The following is an 18,301-nucleotide window of genomic DNA, read 5'->3' on the forward strand; positions in this document are numbered from 1 at the left end:
CTCAGAACTGCAGTCTGCCGCCGTCCACGGCCAGCTCGGCGCCGGTCATATAGCTGCTCTGGTCCGTCGCCAAAAACAGTACAGCCGAGGCGATTTCGTCGACGTGTCCGAGTCGTTTGAGCACGACGCCGGTGGCCAGTCCGTCCTTGAGCGCCTTTTCCTGCTCGGCATCGGTAGCCAGCCCGGTCAGCCCGGGCGTCTCGATGGGGCCCGGGACGATGGTGTTGACCCGGATGTTGCGGTCGGCCAGTTCGGCGGCCCAGGTGCGGCCCAGGGAGCGGATGGCGGCCTTGGACGCGGCGTACAGGCCGAAGCTGGGGATGGCCTCCGACGCGGCGGTCGAGCCGGTCAGGATGACCGAGGCGCCGTCGTTGAGCAGCGGCAGCATCTTCTGCACGGTGAACACCGTGCCCGCCACGTTGCGGTCGAAGTTGTCGCGGTAGTGCTTCTCGGTGACGTCGGCCAGTGTGGCGAAGTCGCCGCCGCCGGCGTTGGCGTACAGGATGTCCAGACCCTGTCCGTGCGAAGCGATTTCGGCGGCCAGCGTGTCCAGATCGGCGATATTGCTGATATCGCCCTGCACCGCATGCGCACGTGGGCCGATGGCGGCGACGGCCTCATCGAGGCGGGCGCGGTCGCGTCCGGTGATGAAGACCTCGGCGCCCTCGTCGGCGAACCGTTTGGCACCTGCCAGCCCGATACCGGAGGTGCCGCCGGTCACCAGTGCCGTCTTGTTCTGCAGCTGTCCCATGATCGTTCCTTTCGTCGCGGTGTTGCGACAGCCAGAACGTTCGGTGATATGTCACCTATTCCGAGGGTGGTCCGGTCAGCACGGTCCACAGTTGCGCGATCCGGTCCTCGGCGATCACCGCGGCGTCGAATCCGGTCATCACCGCGACATCGTCCTCGTCGCGGCGCACCTCCCAGGCCAGCAGGCCGAAATCGCGGGTCTGTCGTACCGGCCCGGCGGCCGCGAAATGCATGCCGACCAGGTTGCTCTGTAGCTGTGCCGCTTTCGCATCGAGCCCGTCATGGCCGACGGTGACGCCCTCGTCATCGGTCCAGCGGACCTGATCGGCGTAGGTCGTGGCGATGGCGGCGGCCCGGCGTTGCGGGTCGCGCTCGTTGAAGACGGCGAGCAGATTCGCCTGCATCAGGCCGGTCACGATGTCACTCATGGTCGCCTCTCGGGTGGGTGATGTATCACGCAACTCTACGACGGCGCGGGCGGCAGCGAGCTGTTCAGATTGAGATTGACGTGGACGTGCTCCATCGCCGCGGTCAGCGGGGCCAGCAGGGTGTCCGGCAGCGCGTCGAAGAACAGCCGGCGCACCAGGTCGACGTGCGCCGGCGCGGCCTCCTCGATCGCGGTGCGGCCGGCGGCGGTCAGCACGACGTTGGTGGTGCGGCCGTCGCCTGCGCCGGCCTCGCGGGCGGTCAATCCGCGTTGTTCCATGCGCCGCAGCTGGTGGGACAGCCGGCTGCGCTCCCAGCCGATATGGGCGGCCAGGTCGCCCACGCGCATGCCGTCGGGATTGGCGCTCAGCGCCACCAGCACGTGATAGTCCGACAGCGACAGCCCGGCATCGGCCTGCAACTGGCGGTTCATCTCATAGTCCATCCGCAGCTGGACCCGCATGTAGGCGACCCAGGCGCGCTGTTGATCGGGCGTCAACCAGGCCGTCGGTTCCCCGCGCGCTGCGTCCCGCTTCTTCGCCACGCACTGGAGTATGCCGCCTGGTCAGCGGTCCGGACCGGGGTCCCGCAGGCGCAGGATTTGCTCTGTAGATGTTTTCGCGACGGATTTACGGGCAGTATGGGGTAATGCCTGAAGACCGCGCGTACTCGGCTGCGGCGGACACGTTCGACCCCGAAGAAGTCGCCCTACGGCCCCGAAAAGTGAATTTCGACTGGTCAGCCGCCCCGCTGCACTGGATCCCCGGCGACCCGTACGGCTCGCATTCCGTGACCGCGCTCAACCTGGTGCTGCCCGTGGCCGAGCGTTGGTTCGCCAAACTGCTCTCCGATGCGCTGGAGTACGTGCGCGACGACCAGCTGCGTGAGGAGATCATCGGGTTCATCGGCCAGGAGGCCGTGCACGCCAAGACCCACGATGACGTGCTCGACGAGTACCTGCTGCGCCACGGTATCGATCCCGGGCCGTTCCAGCGCCAGCTCGAATGGGTCGTCGGCCAGTACGAGCTGCGGATGGCCAAGGCCAACCCGACCAACCGGCGCAAGGCGCTGGCTTCGGGAACCCATGCCCTCAGCGCCGCCGAGCACTACACCGGCGTGCTGGGCGACTGGGCGCTGAACAACAACTGGGATGAGCTCGACGCCGACCCCACGATGTCGGATCTGTACCGCTGGCACGGCGCCGAGGAGGTCGAGCACCGCCACGTGTCCTACAACGTGGCGAAGTACTTCGGCATGGACTACGTGGCCCAAGCCGCCGCCGGCGCGCTGACCAGCATCGTGTTCTTCACCATCGTGCTGCGGGCGATGAAGTTCCTGGTCCGCGAGGACCCGGCGCTGCCCAACGACGGCTACATCCGGATGATGTGGAAGCTGCGCAAGTCCGCCAAGCGCGGGTCCACCCCGTCGGTGGGCTTCATCGCGCGTTCGGGGCTGACGCTGCTCAAACGCGATTACAACCCGGCGAATGAGGGCAGCACCGCCCAGGCCGTCGCCTACCTGGCCAGCTCGCCGGCCGCGCGCGCCTTTTCATGAGCAGACTCGACAAGCTGCTGCGCCCGTACGTGGGTGAGCCGCCACCCGGCCTGTACCGCTCGGCGCCCGATCTGCTGATCCGCGTGGCCGGCGCGGCGGTGCCGCATTTCCTGTCGGTGGTGATGAAGCTCGTTCCCGACGAGGACCTACCCGAGCTGGCGACGAAGTCGAACCGGCTTACTCTGCGGGTCACGGGCCGGGATGTGGTGGCCACCGATCCCGAGGTGGTGGCATTGACGCTGGCCGCACCGGACGGCGCCGAGTTGCCCGGTTGGCATGCCGGGGCGCATATCGACGTGTACCTGCCGTCGGGGCGGACCCGGCATTACTCGCTGTGCGGCGATCCCGAGCGCAGCAACGAGTATCGGATCGCGGTGCGCCACAGCGCCGAAGGGCTCGGCGGCTCGGTGGAGATGCACGAGCTGGCGGTGGGGCACACGCTGGAGATCAGCATCCCGCGCAACGGTTTCATGATGCCGCTGCCCGGATCGGGTTCGCGCGCAACGAGTTTGCGTTTCATCGCCGGCGGTATCGGCATCACCCCGATCCTGCCCATGGTGCGGTTGGTCGACCGCGTCGGCGTGCCCTGGTCGTTGCGCTACACCGGCCGCAGCCGGGCCAGCCTGCCGTTCCTCGACGAGTTGGCCGCCTTCGGTGACAAGGTGACGGTGCGCACCGACGACGCCGGATTGCCCACCGCCGCCGATCTTCTCGACGGGGTGGACGGCTCGACCGCGGTGTACGCCTGCGGTCCGCCGCCGATGATGGAGATGGTGGCCCTGGCGGTGCCGGCGGACGCCGAGTTGCACGTCGAGCGGTTCTCGCCGCTGCCGGTGGTCGACGGAGCGCCGTTCGAGCTGGAATTGCACGATGGCGAAATTGTTGAGGTGCAGGCGAATCAGAGCACCCTGGCCGCGCTGCGGGGCGCCCGGCCGGATATCGGCTACTCGTGCCAGCAGGGGTTCTGCGGCACCTGCGTGCAACGAGTGGTGTCCGGCGAGGTGGAGCACCGTGACGTCCGGCTCACCGATGAGCAGCGCGCCGCCGGAGACATGCTGGTCTGCGTGTCGCGGGCCCGGTTCCCGGGCGAGCGGTTGGTGCTGGATCTCTAGGCTTCCTGCGAGTCAGTCCACGTAGGCGGCCGCTGCCAAGCCTTTGGCCCGCGCTTGCGCGGCGGCGTCGACGAACGCCCCGAACAACGCCAGCCGGTCGGCGGCCGGGCCGTCGTCGTCCTCGGGATGCCACTGCACGCCGAGGTAGAAGCGGCTGGGGTCCTCGATGCCCTCGGTGATGCCGTCCAGCGCCCGCGCGGCGACCACCAGGCCGGTGCCGATCGTGTCGACGGCCTGGTGGTGCCCGGACCGTCCCGTGACGCGGTCGGTGCCCAGGATCGACGCCAGTCGGGTGCCCGCCATGATGTCGATCGGCTCGTCGACGAACTCGGGTTCACCCGGCGCGCCGTGGTGCAGCGCGTAGTCCTCGATGTCACCGATGATGGTGCCGCCGCGAAAGACGTTGAGCAGCTGCGAGCCTCGGCAGATCCCGAAGATCGGGCGGTCGGCGGCCTCTGCGGCGGCGATGGCCTCGAAGGCGTCGCGGTCGGCGCGGGCGTCGACACCGTAGGACTTCGGGTGCCGGGTGGCGACGTTGTAGCAGGCGTTGTCGATATCACCGCCACCGAGCAACAGTAGACCGTCGAAATTGGCCGCCGCCGAGGCATCGTCGAGCGGCTCGGTGGTGTCGAACAGTTCATATGCTGCACCGAGTTCGACCAGCGTGCTCAGCGCCACCTTGGTGAACCGTCGGATCAGCGCGACGTCGGCGTCGCTGATGTCCGGGAAGTTCAGCGACGCCAGCACGCAGATGTGCGCGCGTGGTGCCTCGGGCATCGGCAGATCGGGCAGGACGTCCTCGCGGAGCACCCGGGTGGTCATCGTGTTTCCCTCCGTTTCTGTGCGCGGTCCACCAGGTCGGCGAACAGGGCTGCGTCGGTAAATGATTCGGCGTGGCGGTCCTCGGGGTGCCATTGCACGGCCACGATGTCGGCGAGCGCGTGCTCGACGGCTTCGATGACACCGTCGGCGGTCGCGGTGACGGTGAGATCTGCGCCGAGGATATCGATGGCCTGATGGTGGTAGGAGGACACCTCGACGGTGTCGGTGCCGACGATGCTGTGCAGTCGAGAGCCTTCTAGTACACGTACGGGATGAATGCTGTTGTGGTGCAACGGGTCGGACAGGTGTTGGATCAGTGTTCCGCCGAGGGCGACGTTGAGCACCTGCATGCCGCGGCAGATCGCCAGCGTCGGGATACTGTTGGCGATGACGGCTTGCGTGACGCCGATCTCGTAATCGTCCTGGAACGCGACGACGTCGGTGGTCTCGGCTGCGGGCACCGCGCCGTAGCGGTGCGGTTCCAGGTCGGCGCCGCCGGGCAGCAGCACACCGTCGAAGGCGTCCAGCCGGGCGGGCAGCTCGGCGACCGGGTCGGCGGCCGGCCCGTGCAGGATGACCGGTTCGCCGCCGGCGGCCCACACCGCCTCGCAGATGGCCTCGGCGGCCAGTGTCGCGGAGAAGCGCAGGATCGGCACCTGCGCGGCCCGGCGACCGATCACCGCGATGAGCGGACGGACCATGCTCAGAACGGGTAGTCCAGCGTGGGCAGATGCTGCGTCCAGACCTGCTGCAGCCGCCCCGAGGCGATGAGCCGGCCGAGAGCCTCGTCGATCTCGGCCAGCGTCTCGGGCCGGTCCTTGGACACGGCGATGCCCCACTTGTTCGCGGTCTGCACCGTGAACGCCAGCTCGTAGTCGGGATGGGTGGCGCCCAGCGGCACGAACACCACGTCGTCGTCGACGACGGCGTCGACATCCTTGGCCAGCAGCGCGGCCAGCATGTCGGCGTACACGTCCTCGGACCCGGCGCCGAACGCGACCGGCTCGGCGCCGGTGAACGTCTGTGCCAGTGCCATGTTGGTGCTGTTCTCGATGGCGGCGACCTTGCGGCCCACGAGGTCAGCGGCGGAATGGATGTCGTCACCGCGTCGGACCAGCACCCCCTCGTGGAAGATCGCGTACGGCCGGGTGAAGTCGACCTGGGCCTGCCGCTCGGCGGTGATGCCCTGCCCGCACAGCACCGCATCGGCATCACCGCGCTGCACCGACGGGATCATGTCCACCCACGGCACCCGCACCCATTCGATTTCCCGGCCCAGCTCGTTGCCGAGTGCCTCGGCGACCCCGGGCTCGTATCCGTCGCGGCCGTTCTCCGGGGTCCACAGGGTGAACAGCGGAGGAGCCTCGGCGTCCAGACAGGCCAGTCTCAACACGCTCACGGGGCATCGTTCCAATACATCTCGCGCTCCCAATCGGTGACGTACCCACAGAATCGCGCCCACTCATCGGTGTGGAAGTCGATGAGCAGTTGAGACAGCTTCGGTCCGAAGGTCTCGGTGATGACGGTGTCGTTGCGGAAGGCGGTGATGGCCTCACCGAGCGTCAGCGGCAGCGCCGGGAAGCGCTCGTCGGCCGGGGTGTCATACGACGACCCCTGGCACGGCCGGCCCGGATCGGTGGCGTTCTTCATGCCGTCCTCGCACGCGGCCAGCAGGATCGCATGCGACAGATACGGGTTCACCGCGGCGTCGGGCAGCTTGTACTCCAGCCGGCCGTTGGCCGACAGCCGCACCGTGCAGGTCTTGTTGTCCAGCCCCCAGTTGATCCGCGACGGCGCGAATTGCCCCGCGTCCCAGTAGCGTTTGTAGGAGTTGACGGTGGAACCGTTGATCAGCATGGCGCCGGCCGAGTGGGAGAGCAGCCCGCCGAGGGCATGGCGGCCGATCTCGGACAGGTGCAGCTCCGTGACGCCGGGGTCGATGAGCACGTTCACGTCATCGCGCCAGAAGCTGAAGTTGTGGTGGCAGCCGTTGCCCATCATGCCGGTGGCCGGTTTGGGCATGAAGCTGGCGTGGATGCCGAGTTCGCGGGCGACCTGTTTGCAGATCTGCCGGTAGGTGGTCAGCCGGTCGGCGGTCTGATTGGCGTGGTCGTACATGAAGTTCAGCTCGACCTGGAACTCGTCCTCGTAGTCGCCCTCGATCATGTCCAGGCCGAGCGCGGTGGCGTATTCGATGACCTTCTTGACGATCGGGCGGTTCCGTTCCAGGTGCTCGATGTGATACGCCGGGCTGGATCCGGGTCGGAACTGTGCCTCCAGACCGTCGCCCTGCCAGGTCATCTCGGGTTCGCAACCGGTGCGCATCACCAGACCGGTGCGGTCGGTGAAGCCGTCGTGCACCCGGCGTAGCAGCGCGCGCGAATCGCAGGCCAGCTCGATGCCGGCGTCGACGGCGAGGTGGTCGGGTTCATACAGTCGGCAGAAGACCCGGGCGAAGCTGTTGTCCCAGGGCAGCACCGCGAAGGTCTCCAGGTCGGGGATCGCGGTGTATTCGGGGGCGTTCACCCCACCGGCCAGCAGGATGCCCTCGCGGGTGCCCTGCAGGTTGGCGATCGCGGTCTGGTGTTGCTGCACGCCCTTGACGGCCAGACGCGCGAAGTGCTTGGCGGGGGCCACCTTTCCGACCACCCGGCCGGTGATGGTGACGGCCTGGAAGTACACGAACTCCACGCCCCGGTCGGTGATGGTGTTCAGGACTTCGGCCAACAGGGCGCTGTCGGCGTTGGCGTGCCGGTGGGTGTCGAGCGGTGTCATGGTCATCGGTGTCTCCTTAAGGGGCCGGGGTGAAGCCGATGGGATAGTTGATGGGTCCGGTGTTGCCGGAGTCGGGCAGCCAGGTGGCTCCGGGCAGTTCGTGCGGGTCGCGCATGCGCCGCGCCAGCAGGGGCAGCGCCTCGCTCATGTCGGCGCGGGCGACGAAGTGGCCCAGGCAGTAGTGCAGTCCACCACCGAAACCGAAGTGCGGCTTGCGTTCCGCGGTGATGTCGACGCCCGGGGTGTAGACGCGCGGATCGGTGCCCGCGGACTCGGCGTACAGGTGCACGGTGGTGCCGGCTCTGAGTTCCAAACCTTGGAATTCGAAGTCCTCGATGACCTCGCGGGTGACCCAGCGGGTGGTGGGGTTCAGTCGCATCACCTCTTCGACGGCCTTGCCACCGAGGTCGGGGCGCTGCCCGAGCAGCCGCCACTGATCGGGGTGGGCCAGGAAGGTCTGCATCGCCAGGCCCAGCTGGTTGCGGGTGGTGTCGAACGCCGCGAAGATCAGCATGACCAGGCCGTCGCGCAGTTCGGTGTCGGACAGCCTGCCGTCCTCGGGGTCGGCGGCGTTGACGAACGCGGTGACGAAGTCGTCGCGGGGATGGGCGCGCCGGTCGGCGATCTGGGCGTCGCAGTAGTCGTAGAGGCGGGCCAGCGCGGCCTCGATGCGCGCCAGATCGTCCTTGAGCGTCACCGCCATGGCCAGGCCTATGGTGGTGGACTCGTCGGCCAGCAGCTTCCAGTCCGCCTCGGGGGTGCCCAACATGATCGCGGTGACCCGGGCCGAGTACGGTTCGGCGAATTCCGACATGAACTCGCAGCGGTCCGGCTCGGCGAAGGCGTCGACGAGTTCGCCTGCCAGCGCCTGGAATCGGGGCACCTGACCGGCGATGAGCTGCTGGGTGAAGGCCGGGGTCATCAGGCGGCGCAGCCGGCGGTGTTCCTCACCCTCCTTGTTGAGCAACCAGCTGGCCCACCACCTGGCGAACGGGCCCTCGGTGACACCGTTGTGGGCCGGCCACATGATGCTGCCCTGGCGCATCTGCCGGCTCTTGAGCAGCTTGTTCATCTCGGCGTAGCGCAGGACGGCGATGCCGTAGGGAGTCGTTGCGTACCAGCTGCGTTCGCGGGCGTCGTGGACCTGCGCCGAGGTCAGGGCAAAGGTCGGGTCGGCGACATCGAAGTGGGGAACCTGGTCGGTGGAGACGGGCGGCATCGGGAAGACCTCCGGGATGCGTGGCGAGTCGAGTGATAAAGACTCTAGAACTAGATTGTTATCGGCGATGCGGGTTTGGTTAAAAACGCGTAACCCGGTCGGTCAGCGGGCGAGCGCGACGGCCCAGCCCAGGCCCAGCGGCAGTTCGGCGACATCGGAGAAGGTGTCGTCCTGCGCCGGGACCGCGGGCAACCGGGAGCCGACATACCAGCGCGGCGTGTTGGCGGCGATGACGCGGCGTTCGGTGTTGACCACGACGGCGTCCCCGTCGGCGTGCCGCAGCACCTCGATGAGGCGGCGTTCGACATCGCCGACCACCAGATCGGCGCCCGCGACGCCGAGGAAGGCGCCGTCGGCGAGCACCGGGACAGTCGCGGTGATGGTGTACATGTCCGAGCCGCTGTAGTCGACGTACGGGCCGTAGGCCACTCGTTGCTGGCCGCGTTGGGCCAGCTGATACCAGTCCATCTGCAGGTAGTCGTAGACGTCGATGCTGGTGGGGTCGAAGTTCAGGCGCAGCCGGGCGATGCGTTCGTTGTGGCGCTGCCACCAGGCCATGTAGCGCTCACAACCCTCGACGACGAACGGCGCCGCCACGAAACCCATGCCCCACAGGCCGTGGTCGTCGCCGATCAGTTCGGCCAGCAGGCGGTGCAGCCCGGAGAAGTGCGCCTCGGTGAGCGCGGCCCGTGGTGGGCGGCTGCGCAGCACCTCCTCGGCGACGCGGCGCAGCGAGTCGTAAACCGGCTCGAGGGTTGCTGAGGCCTGTTCGGCCAGTTCGTGGGCGGTCATGAGTCCGGTCCTTGCAGGTCCAGGTTGACGCGGGTGAGCCGGGCCAGCTGGGTCATCACGTGATCTTCGGCCAATCGGCGTGCCTCCGTGGCGTTCTCGGAGGCCACGGCCGCGGCGATGGCGTGCTGCTGCTCGACATGGGCGTGGACGTCGATGTCCGGGCCGATCGGAAGCCAGATGAGGCCGGCGGCCTCGGCCTGCAGGTTGGCCTCGCGGCGGGCCAGTCGGGCCGACTGCGAGGCGACCGCGACCTGGATGTGGAAGCGGCTGTCGGCGCGGATTCGGTCACCCAGGGTGGCGGCGGCACCGAGCTGATCGGTGAGCGCGAACAGTCGTCGCACGGCATACGGCGCGGCGCGTTCGGCGGCCAGTTTGGCGGCCTGCCCCGCGACGGCGGTGTGTTCGTCGAACAGATCGCGCAGGTCGGAGGCGCTCATCTGGGTCAGGCGTTGGGTGAGCTGCTCGACCGGGGGGCCGGCGGGGCGTCTGATGAACGATCCGCCGCTGCGGCCGCGGCGGGTCTCCACCAGTTGCTGCTCGCGCAGCGTGGACAGGGCGTCGCGGACGGTCATCGGCGCGACGCCGAACTGGGCGGCCAGATCGACCTCGACGGGAAGCCGTTCACCGTCGTCGAGCAGTCCCAGATGGATCGCCTCGGTGATGCGCTGGACGATCTCGTCGGCGCGGCCCACCGGGGCTTCGGGGGCCACGAGCGGGGACAGCGACGAGACCACGTGCCGTCCTCCCTCCCATCCTCCGGTGACGGCAATCTACCGGATTGCGGGGCAATCTTGCCGTTTCGGGGACGGGATAAACAATAGGAATGTAGTTTTTCGCTCACTCGGATTCTTGCCCAGAGGAGAGCAGGCCAGTGACCACTACTTCGCGCCCCGCCGACCACCTCGACGACGACGATGCCCGCCTCGGCGCGCTCGGCTACACCTCGCAGTTCAAACGGGACATGAGCCCGTGGGCCAACTTCAGCCTCGGTTTCACCTATCTGTCGCCGGTCGTCGGCGTCTACACGTTGTTCGCGTTCGCGCTGGCCACCGGTGGGCCACCGATGATCTGGAGTTTCCTGATCGTCGGCGTCGGCCAGCTGCTGGTCGCGCTGATCTTCAGTGAGATCGTCGCCCAGTTCCCGGTCGCCGGTGGGGTGTACCCGTGGGCGCGCCGGTTGTGGGGGCGCAGATACGCCTGGATGACCGGCTGGGTGTACCTGGTGGCGTTGTTGGTGACCATCGCGTCGGTGACCTACGGCGGTGGGCCTTTCGTGGCCGCCACCTTCGGTATCGAGGCGACCGTCGACAATGTCATCCTGTTCTCGCTCGGATTGATCGCGCTGGCCACCTTCATCAACTTCCTCGGCACGAAAGTGCTTGCCAAGGCGGCGATCATCGGGTTCACGGCTGAGATCATCGGCGCTCTGGTGGTCGGCGGCTGGCTGCTGATCGCGCACCGCGAACACAATCTGGGCGTGCTGTTCGACAGCTTCGGCACCGGCGGCGACGGCAACTACATGTTCGCCTTTGCGGCCGCCGCGCTGATCGGCATCTACCAGTACTACGGGTTCGAGGCGTGCGGTGACGTCGCCGAGGAGGTGCCCGATCCGGGCCGGCTGATCCCCAAGGCCATGCGCCGCACCATCTACATCGGCGGTGCCGCAGCGACTTTCGTCTGCCTGGCGTTGGTGCTGTCGGTCGCCGACATCCCGGCCGTGATCGCCGGTGAGGACACCGATCCGGTCAGCACCGTGCTCACCGAGGCGTTCGGGGCCTTCGGCTCGAAGGTGATCCTGGTGATCGTGCTGATCTCCTTCCTGTCCTGCGCGATGAGCCTGCAGGCCGCGGCGAGCCGGCTGGCGTATTCGTACGGGCGCGACGGGATGATCATGGGATCGTCGTTGCTGCGAAAGTTCTCCGAGACCCGCCACGTCCCGCCGTATGCGTTGGTGTTGGCGGCCATCGTGCCGGCGGTGATCGTCATCGGCTCGCGGTTCTCCACCGACGCCATCACCAAGATCATCAGCTTCGCCGCGCTGGGGATCTACATCGCCTTCCAGATGGTGGTGCTGGCCGCGCTGCGGGCGCGGCTCAAGGGCTGGGTGCCGTCGGGCAAGTACACGCTGGGCAAGTGGGGGCTGCCGGTCAATATCGCAGCGCTGGCTTACGGGGTGGTGGCGATGGTGAACATGGCCTGGCCGCGGACCCCGGATGCCGCCTGGTACGACAACTGGATCGTCGCGCTGTCGGCGGTGGTGGTGATCGGAATCGGGTTGGTGTACATGGTGGTTCATCCCCTGCACGACCGCAGCACCGCGCCGTACAGCGACGCGATACCGCAGCGTTGACTTTGCCGGGTTCCTTGGGGCTGGGGCTCTCGAGTGGGTATGCCGCTGCCCGCCTTTGAGCGACAAACGAGCGACAATCAGTCCGGCGTCAAGGCCGCCGCCAGCATCTTGGCCGTCAACGCCACCATCGCGTCGCGGTCCGAGCCCGGCGGGCGCTGCAGCGCGATGCGCAGGCACGCACTCGAGGTGACGCCCATCGTGACGAACACCAGATCTTGCAGCTGCTCGGCGTCCAGGTCCGGCCGCGCCCGCCCCGGGATGGCGCTGCCCAGCGGCAGCAGACTGCGTTCGATCTCGTCCATCGCGGTGTGATTGAGGTAGGCGGGGATGTCGAAAGATGAGGAGGTCAGCGCCGCCTGCAAGATCGGGGCGTGCTTCTCGTAGGCGGTGGTCAGGGTGTCGACGACGATCAGCGCGGCGTCGGGGACGTCGCGATCCATCGCCGCGCTCACCCCGCGCACCAGCTCGAACGAGATGTCGCGGGTGGCCTCGTCGACCAGCTCGGCCAGGATCGCGGCGCGGTCGGGAAAGTACCTGTAGACAGTGCCGATGCTGACGTGTGCGGTGTCGGCGATGGCCTGGGTGTTCAGGTTTCCGATACCGCGTTTGGCGATCAGGGTGCGGGTGCTGTCGAGCAGTCGCCGACGCATCTCGCGGGCCCGCTGCTGCTGGGGGAGCCGTCGCGCCTGAGTGGGCATCGCTTGGTCCGTTCAAAGGTGAGTAGTAAGTGAGGAATTCTCATGTTTGCATGGATGCATGAGTATCGCCAGCGAATCGCCCGTTGCCGTCCCCAATGCGGACCTCGCCGTAGCGCGCTACGGCGACCGCGGCCAGGACTGGGTCGACGGCGTGTTCATCGCCGACCCGCCGGCCGATGCGGTGGTGGCGGCCTTCGCCGAACTGCCCAAGGGTTGGGGCATGCAGATGTTCCGCACGGCACTGGCCGAGGGCATCGACGCGGTGCCGGACGCACCACCGGCGCTGCGTGAATTCTTCGCCGAGGTCGATGTCGAGCCGTCCTGGTTGGATCACGCGAAGATGGACCGCGCGGCCGGGCATCTGGTGCGGCACATGGCGTCCTACGGCATCGTGCTGGGCGCGGCATCGCTGACCAAGGGGGCGATGAACCAGGTGGCCGGCATGCCGCTGGTGATCACCAACCGCTACACCAGCCAGGCCGCGGTGCGCTCGCTGGAGGTCGGGTCGTGGATGGAGACCATCCTGACTCCCGGCGGCCTGCGACGCACCGGCGCGGGCTTCGCGACGACGCTGCGGGTGCGGCTGATCCATGCCTTTGTGCGGAAATCGCTGTGGGACAGCGGGTCCTGGGACACACAGGCCTGGGGTGCGCCGATCCCGCAGAGCTTCATGGCGTTCACCATCGTCGAGTTCGGCAATATCGCGCTGACGGCCATGCATCAGCTCGGAGTGCGCTACACCGCCGCCGAACTCGACGACATCTTCCACTTCTGGCGCTATGTCGGGCTGCTAAATGGTGTTCAGGCTCCGTTGAACCCGGCGTGCGAGGCCGATCATGTGCGCATCGAGGAGCTGTACGCGCTGACCGGTAGCAACCCCGATGACGGCGACCGGGATTTCGTGCGGGCGTTGACCCATGACTATCTGGCGGTCGAGATCGCCGACCTGCTGCCCGTCGGTGGCCACGCGGTCGGGGTCGCGGTGATCAACGGGTTGACGCGGGCGTTCCTCGGCGATCAGGCGGCTTCGCAGCTCGGGCTTCCGGACACGGTGTTCAAGCATCTGCCGACGGTGATCGGCCCGGTGGTCGGGGGAGTGAACCGCCTGCTCGGCGCGGTGCCCGGGGTGTCGTCGTGGCGGACCCGGCGGGCGCTGGCCGGGTACCCCAAGGTGATGGCGCAGCAGCGGGCGCGGTACGGGATGTCGCATGATCTGGTCGACGCCGCGCCCGGCGCGGGTGGGCACCCGGCGAGCGGGTAGCTGCCCGGTGATTCTGCGGTGTGGTCATTCGAGGTGACGTCATGCCGTGGTCTTGGCGCACGTGCGGTAGGAAGAACGGCATGTCATCTACTTGGCGAAGCTCTCGGGTGATGCGATTTGGTGCTGCCATCGGTATCGCGATTGCACTTGCTGCGTGCGGCGATAGCGGGACGCCGGCAACTACTGCGTCGACATCGTCGACTACAAGTGAGGTCGCGGATCTCGAACCGCCGTTCCAGACGCTCGACGGAATCGCGTGGCTGACTGCGGCATGTGGCAGTCCATCCGTGATGGATGCGTCGCCGAACTCATGGCTTCCCGGCGCTGACCCCGTTGCTTTATGCCTCACTCCGCCCGGGCGTGAGGAGGTCTTGGTAGGCGTTTACGACGATCCTGACACTGCGGCCGCGGATATGAAGGCAATCGACGGGCGGCACGGACACGCGACCCGGGTCGCTGACGACGGACGGACCTGGGTTTTTGTCGTGGACCCATCCGATACAGCGGCGCTGGTGCCGCTCGAGAATTTCGCCTTCGATCTGAGCTAGCCAATTTGGTGCACCAGCTGGCGCACCGTGGCCAGTATCATTCAATCGACGGACGGGGGAGCGAGATGATTCTTGACACGGACCTGCTGCGAATGGGCGCGGACTATTCAAATAGTGCCGCTTCAATTGTGCGGCGGGGTGCTTCGCAGTTCTCTGAAGCGCAGGCGCGCTCGGGAATCTTCGGTGATTTCGACGCTGCTAACAGTTTTCAAGCAACCCTCAGCGCGGCGCAGAAATCTCATGTCGAAGCAATGACTCTTCACTCTACGGAGCTTGATGCGCTCGCCGTGAAGGCGAATGTCGCAGCCACCACTTTTGTGACAGGGGACGAAACGGCCGCTGAGGCGCTGACCACGGCTGGCGATACGCTCGACTGACGTCGCATGTCGCTACACCTGCAACACCTTGACGTTGGCGATCTCACCGATTCGGCTGGCGGCGATCCCTGGCTGTTGGACCGTTCGATTCAGGCAGGAGCTCCTGGCGAAATCAGTGAGCTCGCAACTGCGTTCAGGCTGGCAAGCAGTTGCACGCAGGAAACCACAGACGAGTTTCTTGCAGCCAAAGCGCGATTTGAATCGGCGTGGGACCGACAAGATGGTGGGGGCCATCCGATAAACGACTCTGTCGAAGTCCAGCGCGCAACCGAGTCTATGAATTACAACCGGGACAAGCTGGCTAAGGTTGCTGTCGATCTCCAGAACATAGCGGCGTCTCTGGCAGAAGCTCAGCGCAGCGGCGGCGTATCTATCGGCAATCTCGAGGCCGCCTTGAAGGCAATCGACGGACAGATCGATCATGCGCTGAGAACAGCTGCCGCCAATAGCGAACCTGCAGATGTGTCGCACCTGAGGCAAGCGGCCGTCGAACGCACAACGGTAGCGCTCAGAGAAGTGCAAGCCATCCGGGATGGTTACGCTGAGCAGCTTGAACAGTCACGGAGTGAGTTGGCGGCCGAAGGATATTCGGCCGGTGCGATGGATGGTGCAGAAGGGAGCGACCAGGGCTCGACCTCAGCTTCTGACGCAATGGCGGAAAGATACGACGCGGGCCAACGTTCAGTAGATCAGCAAATAGTCAATTCACCTGGCCCCTGGACCCCGGAGAAGCAAGCTGCAGCTGGCCGACTTCGCGACTACGCGACGATCAACGACCCGACAGCGGATATCGACGCACTCAGGTATGCGAGCCAGCGACTCGACGACTACCACGTGGCGAACGCAACCGGACCGATGCCCGTCGATCCAATCTTGGGAGGTGATGCTCGATCGCGCGCACAGACCCGACTCGATTGGCAACAGAAATTGGAGCAAGGGCTGTTGGGTACGGCAGCGATGAAGCCCGACCAGGCGACAGAATGGCTTAATCAAAGCGAAGCTGCGGGCCAGGCGGCTGTGCTTGACCGTTTAGACAGAGAATTGCAACGAGCTGGGATGTCGCCGGCAGGTGCGGCTGCGACAGTCGATGCGATGTCAAATGGTTCTGTGCCGCAGGAACTCGTGGCGCTGGCGCAGAATGGAAGCAAGGTCGCTGCCGGAGGATCTGAAGCGGTGGATCAATATCGCCAAGTAGTGCCGACGGGCGACCATTGGAAACCCGGCATCGAGTACACGCCCGAGGACCTCGAGTCGCTCAAGAATATTTCTAGCAAGCTTGGAACGGTCGGCAACGTGCTGGAGGCGACCGTAGCCATTTACGAGGTAAGTAACGGAGCCCCAATCGGCGAAGTAGGTTCCAAAGTTGGCGGAGGTATGGCAGGGACACTGCTCGGAGCTGAGGTCGGAGCTTGGGCAGGTTCCCCAGGTGGTCCCGTAGGTGTCTTCGTGGGCGCACTTGCAGGAGGAATAGCTGGCTCCTTCGCCGGTGAATGGGCGGGCCAGCAGGGCTATCGGATCGCGACCCGCTAGCGATGATCAACCCGGTTTTCGCGGTGATGGTGTTGGTCGGTCTTGCACTCCCGTTGCTGCCCACGAGAAGTGACGATGCCGAACGCCGCTTGTACTGGATCGGCGCCGCTGTCGCCGTGGTAGCGGCCTTCTTGATGGTGTACCCGCCCGATTGGCGAGGCGGACTAGTGTTCGCAGGATCGCTCGCCGGAGTGGTGGTGTTACGGGCGTATATGAGTACGTCTCACCTGCGAATCCGTGGTCGAATGTACGCTTTCAATCTCAGAAACTCCGACCGGGATCCGGGACGCCATCCCGCGGAGTTCGACGCATACGCAGGACTAGCGACCGCACCGAAGATGTGGTGGCTCTTTGCAGCTGTCGCCGTAGCGTGCGCGCTAATTGGTGTCCTGTATCTGTTGTCATCTGATGGCAAATGGTATGCGGCAGGGTCCGGTCTGGTTGTCGTTGTGCTTCCGCTGATGATTGGACACCAGGACGCATCCTGGGGGTACCGGATAGCGCGCGGTCAGATCGTTCAACTCGTGGTTGCCGGCGTGGCCACACTGGGCGTATTCGCGCTGGTCTACTTGCTCGGGTATCAAGCGGGCATTCGTTGGCCCTGGCGGTCTGAGTATTCGCCGGAGCATCGGCGGCGCCGCTGACTCTGCGGTGGTGGCGCGAAAGTGCGCTTGGATTCAAGCGGTGGCTGCAACGAATGTGGATGGGTCTGACAATAGTCGGTCGAGTTCTTCGGCTGGGGTGCGCCAGCCGAGGCGTTTGCGGGGTCGGGCGTTGAGTTCCGCGGCGACCTGGTCCAGCCAGCCAGGGCCGTAGAACGATAGATCGGTCCCTTTGGGGAAGTACTGACGCAGCAGGCCGTTGGTGTTCTCGTTGGTGCCGCGCTGCCAGGGGCTGTGCGGATCGCAGAAATAGATTGGCAGGCCGGTGGCCTCGGTGATCTTGGTGTGCAATGCCATTTCCTTGCCCTGGTCCCAGGTCAGCGACCGGCGCAGGATCTCAGGGATCTCAGGGATCTTGGCCGTCATTGCCGCGGCCATGGTGGCCGCGGTGCGATTCCCAGGTAGGTGCAGCAACACCACGAATCCGGTGGTGCGTTCGACCATGGCGCCTATCGCAGAGCCTGAGGCCGTGCTACCCAGGATGCAGTCGCCTTCCCAATGACCGGGGATCTCGCGGTCGTCAGCCTCGGCGGGGCGGTCGCTGATGTTGATCATGTTTTTGATTTGACCGGTGCCATTCTCAGTGCGGCCCTGCGGTTTCCGTCGAACCCGTCCAGTGCGCAGCGCGGTCTTAACCAGTCGTGCCAGCTCACCGCGTGGCTGCACGTATAGGGCCTGGTAGATCGTTTCGTGCGACACCCACATCTCCGGATCGTCGGGGAAATCCAGGCGCAACCGGCCCGCGATCTGCTCGGGACTGTCGCGCTTTTTCAAGCGTGTCACGACCTCGGTCAGCAGCACAGGGTTGACCTCGAGCTTGCGAACCTTCGGTCGGCGGCGGTTCGCCTCGGCCACGTCCTGGCCGACGCGAGCTCGATACCCCGACCTTGTGCGGCCCCGCGCGATCTCGCGGTTCATCGTGTCGACATGGCGGCCCAGTTTCACGGCTGCCTGCGCAGATGTCGAGCCGTTCGCGAGAAGGTCTTCGAGCCGGCAGCGGTCGACAAAGGTCAAGGGCGCCCGCGCCCGCGCCCGCGCCGGGCAGCTGGCAGCGTTGTCGATCGGGGCTGGGGTTCTGGGCACATAACCAGCTTGTTTGACCCAAGACACGGCAGCGTTCTCCGACACACCGGCGATCAGGGCGGCCTCAGTCAGCGATGCTCCCGAATGCATCGCCTCCCAGAACAACTCTCGCGTGGCCGCCCGGAAACGGATCCCACAATGTGCAGGATTGGCAGCGACACCCGCCGCCTTGGCCCATTTCTGGCCCGTCGAGCGGTGCACCCCAACCACCGTGGCGGCTGCCGACTGCGACAACCCCGATCTCAACCCCTCCAGGAAGGCCTCACGGGCCGACTCCGGAACCGCTTTGCTGCCATGCGCACGAAATCCCACCGAACAACACCTCCGAGCTCATCAGGGTGT

At 66.3% G+C, this 18,301-nt stretch carries 18 protein-coding genes; 6 read left to right on the forward strand and 12 right to left on the reverse strand.

What is annotated here, in order from left to right:
• Position 1: 1 nt before the first annotated feature.
• The 3 genes from ACWDUN_RS00445 to ACWDUN_RS00455 are packed head-to-tail and all read right to left on the reverse strand — an operon-like array spanning position 2 to position 1,720.
• Entirely contained in the window at positions 2-751 is a 750-nt protein-coding gene (locus tag ACWDUN_RS00445; RefSeq protein ID WP_449923066.1) for an SDR family oxidoreductase, read from the reverse strand.
• Positions 752-806: 55 nt separating this feature from the next.
• Positions 807-1,178, reverse strand: a complete 372-nt coding sequence (locus ACWDUN_RS00450; RefSeq protein WP_449923068.1) for a nuclear transport factor 2 family protein — start codon at positions 1,176-1,178, stop codon at positions 807-809.
• A gap of 35 nt (positions 1,179-1,213) precedes the next feature.
• Positions 1,214-1,720: a MarR family winged helix-turn-helix transcriptional regulator gene (locus ACWDUN_RS00455; protein WP_449923070.1), complete on the reverse strand. Its 507-nt coding sequence runs from the start codon at positions 1,718-1,720 to the stop codon at positions 1,214-1,216.
• 104 nt (positions 1,721-1,824) lie between these two features.
• Between ACWDUN_RS00455 and ACWDUN_RS00460 the strand changes: the two genes are divergently transcribed.
• Positions 1,825-2,730, forward strand: coding sequence for a metal-dependent hydrolase (locus ACWDUN_RS00460; RefSeq protein ID WP_449923073.1), 906 nt, complete (start codon positions 1,825-1,827; stop codon positions 2,728-2,730).
• Positions 2,727-3,842 (forward strand): PDR/VanB family oxidoreductase, encoded by a 1,116-nt coding sequence (locus tag ACWDUN_RS00465; RefSeq protein WP_449923076.1) that lies wholly within the window; start codon positions 2,727-2,729, stop codon positions 3,840-3,842. The genes ACWDUN_RS00460 and ACWDUN_RS00465 overlap by 4 nt, the downstream gene beginning before the upstream one ends.
• 12 nt (positions 3,843-3,854) lie before the next feature.
• Here ACWDUN_RS00465 and ACWDUN_RS00470 read toward each other — a convergent pair whose 3' ends face one another.
• From ACWDUN_RS00470 to ACWDUN_RS00500, 7 genes are all read right to left on the reverse strand, one after another.
• Positions 3,855-4,664 (reverse strand): gamma-glutamyl-gamma-aminobutyrate hydrolase family protein, encoded by an 810-nt coding sequence (locus ACWDUN_RS00470; protein WP_449923079.1) that lies wholly within the window; start codon positions 4,662-4,664, stop codon positions 3,855-3,857.
• Entirely contained in the window at positions 4,661-5,365 is a 705-nt protein-coding gene (locus ACWDUN_RS00475) for a gamma-glutamyl-gamma-aminobutyrate hydrolase family protein (protein ID WP_449923082.1), read from the reverse strand. The genes ACWDUN_RS00470 and ACWDUN_RS00475 overlap by 4 nt, the downstream gene beginning before the upstream one ends.
• A 2-nt stretch (positions 5,366-5,367) precedes the next feature.
• Positions 5,368-6,063, reverse strand: coding sequence for an ABC transporter substrate-binding protein (locus ACWDUN_RS00480; protein WP_449923085.1), 696 nt, complete (start codon positions 6,061-6,063; stop codon positions 5,368-5,370).
• Positions 6,060-7,445 carry a glutamine synthetase family protein gene (locus ACWDUN_RS00485; protein WP_449923088.1) on the reverse strand — a complete coding sequence of 462 codons (1,386 nt, stop codon included), beginning with the start codon at positions 7,443-7,445 and terminating at the stop codon, positions 6,060-6,062. The genes ACWDUN_RS00480 and ACWDUN_RS00485 overlap by 4 nt, the downstream gene beginning before the upstream one ends.
• 10 nt (positions 7,446-7,455) lie before the next feature.
• Positions 7,456-8,658, reverse strand: coding sequence for a cytochrome P450 (locus tag ACWDUN_RS00490; protein ID WP_449923091.1), 1,203 nt, complete (start codon positions 8,656-8,658; stop codon positions 7,456-7,458).
• Between the two features lie 102 nt (positions 8,659-8,760).
• Positions 8,761-9,450: a cache domain-containing protein gene (locus ACWDUN_RS00495; RefSeq protein WP_449923094.1), complete on the reverse strand. Its 690-nt coding sequence runs from the start codon at positions 9,448-9,450 to the stop codon at positions 8,761-8,763.
• On the reverse strand, positions 9,447-10,184 hold the full coding sequence (locus ACWDUN_RS00500) for a FadR/GntR family transcriptional regulator (protein WP_449923097.1): 738 nt from the start codon (positions 10,182-10,184) through the stop codon (positions 9,447-9,449). The genes ACWDUN_RS00495 and ACWDUN_RS00500 overlap by 4 nt, the downstream gene beginning before the upstream one ends.
• Positions 10,185-10,321: 137 nt before the next feature.
• Here ACWDUN_RS00500 and ACWDUN_RS00505 point away from each other — a divergent pair, with 137 nt between their 5' ends.
• Positions 10,322-11,800, forward strand: a complete 1,479-nt coding sequence (locus tag ACWDUN_RS00505) for an APC family permease (RefSeq protein WP_449923100.1) — start codon at positions 10,322-10,324, stop codon at positions 11,798-11,800.
• 77 nt (positions 11,801-11,877) lie between these two features.
• On the opposite strand, the gene ACWDUN_RS00510 is transcribed toward ACWDUN_RS00505, so the two are convergent.
• Entirely contained in the window at positions 11,878-12,498 is a 621-nt protein-coding gene (locus ACWDUN_RS00510) for a TetR/AcrR family transcriptional regulator (protein WP_449923103.1), read from the reverse strand.
• A gap of 58 nt (positions 12,499-12,556) precedes the next feature.
• On the opposite strand from ACWDUN_RS00510, the gene ACWDUN_RS00515 reads away from it, so the two are divergent.
• The 3 genes from ACWDUN_RS00515 (at position 12,557) to ACWDUN_RS00525 (ending at position 16,214) form a co-directional block, all read left to right on the forward strand.
• A complete protein-coding gene (locus tag ACWDUN_RS00515) occupies positions 12,557-13,759 on the forward strand; it encodes an oxygenase MpaB family protein (RefSeq protein ID WP_449923106.1) in 1,203 nt (400 codons plus the stop codon).
• 613 nt (positions 13,760-14,372) lie between these two features.
• Positions 14,373-14,684, forward strand: a complete 312-nt coding sequence (locus tag ACWDUN_RS00520; RefSeq protein WP_449923109.1) for a DUF2563 family protein — start codon at positions 14,373-14,375, stop codon at positions 14,682-14,684.
• 6 nt (positions 14,685-14,690) lie between these two features.
• Positions 14,691-16,214 carry a putative alpha/beta hydrolase gene (locus tag ACWDUN_RS00525; protein ID WP_449923112.1) on the forward strand — a complete coding sequence of 508 codons (1,524 nt, stop codon included), beginning with the start codon at positions 14,691-14,693 and terminating at the stop codon, positions 16,212-16,214.
• A gap of 677 nt (positions 16,215-16,891) precedes the next feature.
• Here the strand turns inward: ACWDUN_RS00525 and ACWDUN_RS00530 are convergent.
• Entirely contained in the window at positions 16,892-18,049 is a 1,158-nt protein-coding gene (locus tag ACWDUN_RS00530) for an IS30 family transposase (RefSeq protein WP_449926130.1), read from the reverse strand.
• Between the last annotated feature and the right edge of the window lie 252 nt (positions 18,050-18,301).

The organism is Mycobacterium sp. NPDC003323, from assembly GCF_053589535.1.